Origin of the sequence: Burkholderia stagnalis (assembly GCF_902830275.1) — a bacterium.
Lineage (GTDB): Bacteria > Pseudomonadota > Gammaproteobacteria > Burkholderiales > Burkholderiaceae > Burkholderia > Burkholderia stagnalis.
Map to the genome: position 1 here is coordinate 1 of NZ_CADESW010000103.1, position 430 is coordinate 430.

A 430-nucleotide genomic window follows, 5' to 3' on the forward strand; every position below is an offset into this window, starting at 1 on the left:
GGCGAAATACCTTGCACGTGATTACCGGAATCCGGTTGTCGAATCGGAAGTCGCGGACGTCAGGTTCGACTACCTGAAGTGCATGGATCTGTATCACGGCAAGGCACTGGACGCCGCCGCGAAGAAGCTCGTCCTGCGCCCGAACAGCACGTACCGGGCCGAGAACCCGCGATAAGCGGTGACGTTCGAACGTCGCCGTCCGCGCGCCGATCGGGCAGAATCGACACTCCGATTCTCCCGACGGACGCCGCATGACCGACCCGAACGAACTGTCCGCCCGCCGCGCGTACGCGAGTTTCGCGCAACGCTATGCGGACATCGCGCCGACCAAGGCGCACAACGCACTCTACGAACGGCCGGCGACGCTGGCGCTGCTCGGCGACGTCGACGGCCTGACGGTGCTCGACGCCGGCTGCGGGCCCGGCATCTG

At 66.0% G+C, this 430-nt stretch carries 1 protein-coding gene and 1 pseudogene; both read left to right on the forward strand.

What is annotated here, in order from left to right:
- A partial coding sequence (locus HWY45_RS36410) for a T6SS amidase immunity protein Tai4 family protein (protein ID WP_244111066.1) occupies positions 1-175 on the forward strand: 175 nt, incomplete at its 5' end.
- A gap of 76 nt (positions 176-251) precedes the next feature.
- Positions 252-430: pseudogene (locus tag HWY45_RS37090) on the forward strand (SAM-dependent methyltransferase); the annotation flags it as partial.